This is a genomic window from Streptomyces anatolicus (assembly GCF_019400875.1).
GTDB classification, from domain to species: Bacteria; Actinomycetota; Actinomycetes; order Streptomycetales; family Streptomycetaceae; genus Streptomyces; species Streptomyces anatolicus.
Genome location: NZ_WMBF01000338.1, coordinates 1 through 6,849, shown reverse-complemented (window position 1 = coordinate 6,849; position 6,849 = coordinate 1). Strand labels below are relative to the sequence as shown.

8 protein-coding genes are annotated in these 6,849 nt (G+C 72.3%); 1 reads left to right on the top strand and 7 read right to left on the bottom strand.

Annotated elements, in window-relative coordinates; genetic code table 11:
• From GKQ77_RS24125 to GKQ77_RS24105, 5 genes are all read right to left on the bottom strand, one after another.
• Positions 1–536: lyase family protein (locus GKQ77_RS24125; RefSeq protein WP_308117767.1), on the bottom strand; the 536-nt coding region annotated here is incomplete at its 3' end.
• The gene (gene pcaG, locus GKQ77_RS24120; RefSeq protein WP_219691030.1) at positions 533–1,102 is read right to left on the bottom strand and encodes a protocatechuate 3,4-dioxygenase subunit alpha; all 570 of its coding nucleotides are present in this window, start codon (positions 1,100–1,102) and stop codon (positions 533–535) included. The genes pcaG and GKQ77_RS24125, both read right to left, overlap by 4 nt.
• Positions 1,102–1,929: a protocatechuate 3,4-dioxygenase subunit beta gene (gene pcaH / locus GKQ77_RS24115; protein ID WP_372459970.1), complete on the bottom strand. Its 828-nt coding sequence runs from the start codon at positions 1,927–1,929 to the stop codon at positions 1,102–1,104. Before pcaH ends, pcaG begins: the two co-directional genes overlap by 1 nt.
• A 155-nt stretch (positions 1,930–2,084) precedes the next feature.
• Entirely contained in the window at positions 2,085–2,735 is a 651-nt protein-coding gene (locus GKQ77_RS24110) for a CoA transferase subunit B (protein WP_219691028.1), read from the bottom strand.
• Positions 2,735–3,490: a CoA transferase subunit A gene (locus GKQ77_RS24105; RefSeq protein ID WP_219691027.1), complete on the bottom strand. Its 756-nt coding sequence runs from the start codon at positions 3,488–3,490 to the stop codon at positions 2,735–2,737. Before GKQ77_RS24105 ends, GKQ77_RS24110 begins: the two co-directional genes overlap by 1 nt.
• 167 nt (positions 3,491–3,657) lie before the next feature.
• On the opposite strand from GKQ77_RS24105, the gene GKQ77_RS24100 reads away from it, so the two are divergent.
• On the top strand, positions 3,658–4,125 hold the full coding sequence (locus tag GKQ77_RS24100) for a MarR family winged helix-turn-helix transcriptional regulator (protein WP_219691026.1): 468 nt from the start codon (positions 3,658–3,660) through the stop codon (positions 4,123–4,125).
• Positions 4,126–4,132: 7 nt separating this feature from the next.
• On the opposite strand, the gene GKQ77_RS24095 is transcribed toward GKQ77_RS24100, so the two are convergent.
• Complete coding sequence (locus GKQ77_RS24095; RefSeq protein ID WP_219691025.1) at positions 4,133–5,065, bottom strand: DUF3048 domain-containing protein; 933 nt, start codon at positions 5,063–5,065, stop codon at positions 4,133–4,135.
• Between the two features lie 30 nt (positions 5,066–5,095).
• The coding region (locus GKQ77_RS24090; RefSeq protein ID WP_308117766.1) for a hydroxysqualene dehydroxylase at positions 5,096–6,849 on the bottom strand (1,754 nt) is incomplete at its 5' end.

The window sequence follows — 6,849 nt, the reverse complement described above, 5'->3', positions numbered from 1 at the left end:
CCCGCGACCCGGTCCCGCGCGTCGAGCGCGAGTGAGCGCCACCCCGCCGCCTTGAGGCCGAACGTCGTCGGCACCGCGTGCTGCGTCAGTGTCCGGCCCGGCATCACCGTGTCCCGGTGCCGCGACGCGAGACGGGCCAGGGCGCTCTCCGTGCGGGCCAGGTCCGAGAGGAGCAGGTCCAGCGTCCGCGCGGCGAGCAGCATCAGGGCCGTGTCGAGGATGTCCTGGCTCGTCGCGCCCCGGTGGACGTAAGGCGCCGCCTCGGCCGGTACCGCCGCCGTCAGGTCGGCCACCAGGGGGATCACCGGGTTTCCGCCCTCCCGCGCGCGGAGCGCGATGCCGCGGGCGTCGAAGCGGCTCGCGTCCGAGGCCGCTTCCGTGACCGCCGCGGCCGCCTCTGCGGGGGCGAGGCCGACCGCCGCCTGAGCCCGCGTCAGTGCCGCCTCCGCGTCCAAGAGCGCCTGGAGGAAGGCGAGGTCGCCGGTCGCCTCCTCGGCGGCGGAACCCGCCCACCCCGGGGAGAACAGGCCGCTCACGAGAACTCCAGGAAGACCGTCTCGTCCGCCCCTTGCAGCCGGATGTCGAACCGATACGTACGCGGCGCCTCGCTCCGCGCGATCAGCGTGGCACGCCGGTCGGCATCCAGGGAGGCGAGCAGCGGATCGCCGGGCTCGTCCACCACGTACGCGCGCGTATAGAGGTGGTGCAGCAGCCCGCGCGCGAAGACGGCCAGCGAGATGTACGAGACGCCACCCGGCGGCAGCGTCCGCACCGCCCAGTGGCCGTCCGCGTCCGTCGGCACCCGCCCGAAACCGGTGAACGCCACCCCGTCGCGCCCGATGACCTGTCCCGTCACGGGATCGCGCCGCAGCGACCCCGGAGCGCCCGTCCGCGCGCCGTCCGGAGCGGGTTGCCAGGTCTCTATCAGGGCGTCGGGCACGGGCTGCCCCGCGCCGTCGTACACGTACCCGTGCAGCGTGATGGTGTCCGGGTGGCCGACGGGCGCGACCTCGCCGCCGCGCGGGAAGGGCAGCGCGTAGCCGTAGAAGGGGCCGACGGTCTGGGAGGGCGTGGGAGGCGTGGGGAGCGTGTGCGGGGGCATCAGCGGTGGTCGCCTTCCTCGAAGAGGGTCGCGGACGGGCCGTCCAGAACGATGTCCCAGCGGTAGCCGAGCGACCACTCGGGGACGGACAGATCGTGGTCGTACGCGCATACGAGGCGCTGCCGCGCGGACTCGTCGGTCACCGAGCGCAGCACCGGGTCGTAGGGGAAGAGCGGGTCCCCGGGGAAGTACATCTGCGTCACCAGGCGCTGGGTGAATGCCGTGCCGAAGAGCGAGAAGTGGAGGTGCGCGGGGCGCCAGGCGTTGACGTGGTTGCGCCATGGGTAGGCGCCCGGCTTGATGGTCGTGAAGGAGTACGTTCCGTCGTCGTCGGTCAGACAGCGGCCGAAGCCCGTGAAGTGGGGGTCGAGGGGCGCCGGGTGCTGGTCGAGCTGATGGGCGTACCGCCCGGAAGCGTTGGCCTGCCACAGCTCGACCAGCTGGCCACGGACGGGGTGCCCTCGGCGGTCGACGACCCGGCCGCTCACGGTGATCCGCTCGCCCAGCGGCTCACCCTGGTGCTGGCGCGTCAGATCGCGGTCCAGGACGGTGACGTCGGTGACGCCGAACGCGGGGCCGCTCAGCTCCACCGCCTCGGGGTCCCGCAGCGGGACCAGCGGCTGCTTGGGGTGGCGGAAGTGGCTGCTGCGGTAGGGCGGGTAGTCACGGGGCGGATGCCCCCGCCCGTCCGACGCGGCCCGCCCGTCCGACGCGGCCCGCGCGGCCTGCGCCTTGGCGACCTCGGCGTCTATCGCCCGCTGGCTGAGCCCGTCGGGCAGAGGACCGGCGGAAGAGGGCCCGGCGCCCCGGGAGGAGGAAGTGGTCAGGGTCATCTCTTGAGGCTCCTGGTGTGCGGCCATACGCGGGCGACTCCGAAGGGACATGACAGCGAGGCGGGCGGATCGGACGGATCGGGCGGGTCAGGACGCTCGGCCAGCTCGGCCAGCTGAGGCACCGGCGTCACCGCGGGTACCCCGCACGCTCACGACGCGCCGCCCTCGGCCGGCAGCAGGACCTCCGCCCCCGTCCTGGCCGCGATCTCCTCGACCCCGCACCCCGGAGCCGACTCGACCAGCTCCAGACCCCGTTCCGTCACATCCAGCACGCACAGATCGGTGATGATCCGGTCCACGCACGCCTTCCCGGTCAACGGCAGCCCGCACTTTTCGACGATCTTCGCGGTGCCGTCCTTGGCGGTGTGCGTCATGACGACGATGACCCTGCCGGCGCCGTGCACCAGGTCCATCGCCCCGCCGATCCCGGTGATCATCTTTCCGGGGACCGCCCAGTTGGCGAGATCCCCGCGCGCGGAGACCTGCATCGCGCCGAGCACGGCTACATCGATGTGGCCGCCGCGGATCATCCCGAAGGAGAGCGCCGAGTCGAAGAAGGAGGCGCCGGGCAGTACGGTCACGGTCTCCTTACCCGCGTTGATCAGGTCCGGGTCGACGTCGGCCTCGGCGGGGTAGGGGCCCACCCCGAGGATGCCGTTCTCGGACTCCAGGACCACCTCCACGCCCGGGGGCAGGTGGTTCGGGATCAGGGTGGGCAGGCCGATGCCCAGGTTCACGTACTGGCCGTCGCGGAGTTCACGCGCCGCACGGGCGGCCATCTGCTCACGGGTCCATGGCATCAGCCGCTCACCGTCCGCTTCTCGATCCGCTTCTCCGCCGCCTGCCCGGGGGTGAGCGCGACCACGCGCCGCACGAAGATCCCCGGCAGGTGCACGGCGTCCGGGTCGATCGCGCCCGGCTCCACCAGCTCCTCCACCTCGGCGACGGTGACGCGGCCCGCCATCGCCGCGAGAGGGTTGAAATTGCGGGCGGACCTGGTGAAGACGAGGTTGCCGTGCCGGTCCCCCCGCGCCGCCCGCACCAGCGCGAAGTCGGTGCGGATGCCGCGCTCCAGGACGTACGGGGTGCCGTCGAACTCCCGTACCTCCTTGGCCGGGGACGCGAGCGCGATCCCGCCCTCGCCGTCGTAGCGCCACGGCAGCCCGCCGTCGGCGACCTGGGTGCCCACCCCGGCCGGGGTGTAGAACGCGGGGATACCCGCGCCGCCCGCCCGCAGCCGCTCGGCCAGCGTGCCCTGCGGGATCATCTCGACCTCAAGCTCCCCGCCCAGGTACTGCCGGGCGAACTCCTTGTTGGCGCCGATGTAGGAGCCGGTCACCCGAGCGATGCGGCCCGCCGAAAGGAGCACCGCGAGGCCCGAGTCCAGCGCCCCGCAGTTGTTGGACACCACCCGCAGGTCCGAGGCGCCGGACGCGTGCAGCGCGCGTATCAGCTCGTTCGGTACGCCGCTCAGGCCGAAGCCGCCGACCGCGAGCGACGACCCGTCCCCGATGTCGGCCACCGCCTCCGCGGCCGTCGCCACCACCTTGTCCATGTGCCCGGCCCCTCTCCTCCGGCCCAATTAATCAGGGCACTGACTATTTCCGGGAGGATAGGCGCCGCCCAACAGCCTGACAAGAGTGGCTATATGAGAGATAGGGAACGGCTATTGTTCAGTGCACCGATGAAATATGCCGGAGAACCGGAGAAGCGGAGGACCCCATGGCCGCGGTGGATCTCGCCACCCACCCCGGGCACCTGGCCCGGCGCCTGCAACAGGCCCACTACCTCCTGTGGAACACGATGGTCTCCGAGGAGATCACCTCACCGCAGTTCGCGGTCCTCAACGCCCTCGTCGCCGAGCCCGGCCTCGACCAGCGGACCGTGGGGGAGCGGGTGGGCCTGGACCGCTCCACCGTCGCCGAGGTCATCAGCCGGCTGATCCGCCGCGAGCTGCTCGACAAGGTCCGCGACCCGCAGGACGGCCGGCGTTATCTGCTGCGCCTGACCGAAGAGGGCAGGCGCACGCACCGCAAGCTGACCGTGCGCACCGCCCGCATGAACCAGGTCTTCCTCGCCCCGCTCTCCACCGACGAGCAGACCCTGTTCCTCGAGCTGATGCGGCGCGTCGCGGACGCCGCGGAGAGCCTGCGCGACCCCGGGGAGCCGCTGGTGGTCCCGCAGCCCTGAAGCGCGCTCACGCCTTCGCGTACACCACCCACACCTGCCCCTTGGCGAACGGCAGCCGCTTGCCGTCGGGCGTCGTGAACTCCGTGCCGTCCTCGGCTGACGGCCGCTGCCAGCGCGCCTCGTAGGCCCGCCCGTCCCGCAGGACGCGTGCCGTCCCCTCGCCCACCGTCTCGGTGAACGGCGAGACGTTGCCCGACCGGTCGTGGAAGCGGGAGTGCCGGACCTTCACGTACTGCACGACGACCGTCGACGCGCCCAGCTCCTTGCCGTCGGAGGTGCGCGCCCGCTCCCCGTCCATGGCGACGCGCCAGCGGCCCTCGTACTCCACCCAGTCGAACGTGAAGCTCGCCGAAGGGAAGCGGACCGTCCGGTGTGTCTCGGGTGTGCCGCCCGCCGGGCGCGGCCCGAACCGGAACCCCGTGCTCTCCAGGGCACCCGCGCGCGGGTCGACGTTCAGCGCCTTGGGGCGTACGAAGAGATCGTGCGGCGCGGCCTTGTCGTCGTCCCGGTAATAGGCGTCGTCGGGCGCCTCACCCGGCGACAGGGCCCGCACGGGGGCGCCCGCGATCAGCGGGAGCAGCTTCGACTGCGCCCCGGAGAACGCGAGCACGGGCCGGTCGAACTGGCGCAGCAGTTCGAGATCGGTCTCGCGCGCGCTGCGCACCGGCCCGATCACGGGCGGCACCCGGGACGCGTACACCGCCATCAGGCGGCTGAGCCCCGCCTCCACCTGTTCGGCGTAGACGACGTCCGCGGCGTCCAGGCCGGTGTGCGGGCGGGCAGGGCGGACGTTGTCGATCTTCACGGCGAGGACGGTGCCGCCCTCGCCGGGGGGACCCGCGGGGGATTCCCGCCGTTCGGGTTGTACCGTGCAGCCGGCCGCCAGGGCGGCGAGCACCACCGCCCCGGCCCGCATGCGCGTTCGCGTCCACCGTCTCATGCGTACGTCATACCCCGTGCGCCTCCGATCTCAGCCGAGGTCGAGGGCGTTGCGCAGGCCGAGTCGGTAGCGGGTGCGGTCGTGGCGCTTGGCCAGCTCGATCGCCGGGGCGCGGAACATCGGCTTTATGGTGCACGGCTTCTGGTCGGAGCCCGCCTGCTCGAGCAGTGCGTTGACGGCCGCGCGGGCCGACGCGTTGGCGCCCTCCATCGTCGCCAGGTCGATGTCCACGGACACGTAGTCGCCGGAGAGGAAGAGGTTGGGGATCCTCGTCGCGGCCGAGGGACGGTTGTGGAGGGTGCCGACGGGGTGGATCAGGAGTTCGTCCTCATTGGTGGGGTGCGGCGTGCCGAGGCCGTCGACGCCCGGGTCGAGGAACCACGAGTGCAGCTTGCCGTCGCTCAGGACCGTCTTGCCGGTGTCGTTCAGCGCCGCCTTGAGCTGCGCCCACACCTCCTTGGCGACCTCGTCGCGGGTGCACTGCTTGGCCGTCTTGCCGTACAGGATCCCCGGCTTGTCCCACTCGGAGATGTCCACCGACAGGCAGTCGACCGCGACACCGTCGCCGTAGTCGGCGGGGAAGTCGCGCCCGGGCCAGTGGCCCGCCTGCGCGATGCCGGTCAGCGACCAGGGCGAGTCGATGCAGTTGAAGTGGCCCTTCACGAGCGGCGGACGCTCGGTCAGATAGAACTGGATGCCCGTCATCCAGTCCGTCTGCAGCTTGTCGCAGCGCGCCAGCTGCGGGTCCGCCGCCTTCATCGCGGCGCTCCACGTCCTGCGCGCGTGCTCCACCGGCATGGCCTGCACATAGTGGTCGGCGGTGATGTCACGCCGTACGCCGCCGGGGTCCTCGACCACCGTCCTGGTGATGCGACCGCCACCGAACGCCAGTTCGCGAACCGTCCAGCCGATGCGGAACTCCACGCCGAGTGACTTCAGATGTGTCACCCACGGGTCGATCCAGGCCTCGTTCGTCGGCGCGTTCAGGAGCCGGTCGGGCGGGCCGTCCGCGCCCTGCCCGAGCGCGTTGAAGACGAAGGCCTCGCCGAGGGTGCCCACCGTGCGGGTGCTCGCCTCCTCGGCCTTGGTCGCCACGATGTTGCGGGTGACGCCGATCGCGAGGATGCGCTGATAGTCCTTCGACATCCGCTCGGCGCGCACGAACTCCCACCAGGGCGTCGCCTCCCAGTCGTCGTCGCGGCGCTCGTCGCAGCTGGTCAGGAAGACCAGTGCGCGGTTCACGAAGTACGCGACCTCGTGCGCGGGCAGATGGAACGCGGTGTCGAGAAGCGCGGTGAGCGCCCGCGCGATGTCGTCCGGGGTGAGCTTCTCCGGCTCGCTGCCCGGCCACGGGATCGGCATCCGGATGTCCTCGCGGCCGGTGCGCGCGAACGACATCTCGCGGGGCGCGACGAGGTTGTCCCATACGCCGTTCGCGTTCCCGGGGAAGGGGATGCGGCGCATCGTGTCGGGGAGGTTGTGGTAGATCCCCGGGATGAAGCGGAAGCCGTGCTCACCGGGGAGCGGCTTGCGGTTGCCCTTCGCGCTCTGCGGTACGTCCATGCTGCGGGCCTTGCCGCCGAGCGCCCTGCGCTCGTAGACCGTCACGGCGAAGCCGCGCTCGGCCAGCTCATGGGCGGCCGTGAGCCCCGCGACTCCGCCGCCGAGCACGGCCACGGACTGCCTGGCCCGCGGCGCGCCCGGTGCGGCCGCCGCCGCGGGCAGCGCGCCCGCCCCCACACCCAGTGCGGCGGCCCCGCCGACCGCCGCACTGGGTGTGGGGG

Coding starts and splice junctions, on each gene's coding strand:
- GKQ77_RS24095 (WP_219691025.1), bottom strand. CDS start 5,065: ATGAGACGGTGGACGCGAACGCGCATGCGGGCCGGGGCGGTGGTGCTC.
- pcaG (WP_219691030.1), bottom strand. CDS start 1,102: ATGCCCCCGCACACGCTCCCCACGCCTCCCACGCCCTCCCAGACCGTC.
- GKQ77_RS24110 (WP_219691028.1), bottom strand. CDS start 2,735: ATGCCATGGACCCGTGAGCAGATGGCCGCCCGTGCGGCGCGTGAACTC.
- GKQ77_RS24105 (WP_219691027.1), bottom strand. CDS start 3,490: ATGGACAAGGTGGTGGCGACGGCCGCGGAGGCGGTGGCCGACATCGGG.
- GKQ77_RS24100 (WP_219691026.1), top strand. CDS start 3,658: ATGGCCGCGGTGGATCTCGCCACCCACCCCGGGCACCTGGCCCGGCGC.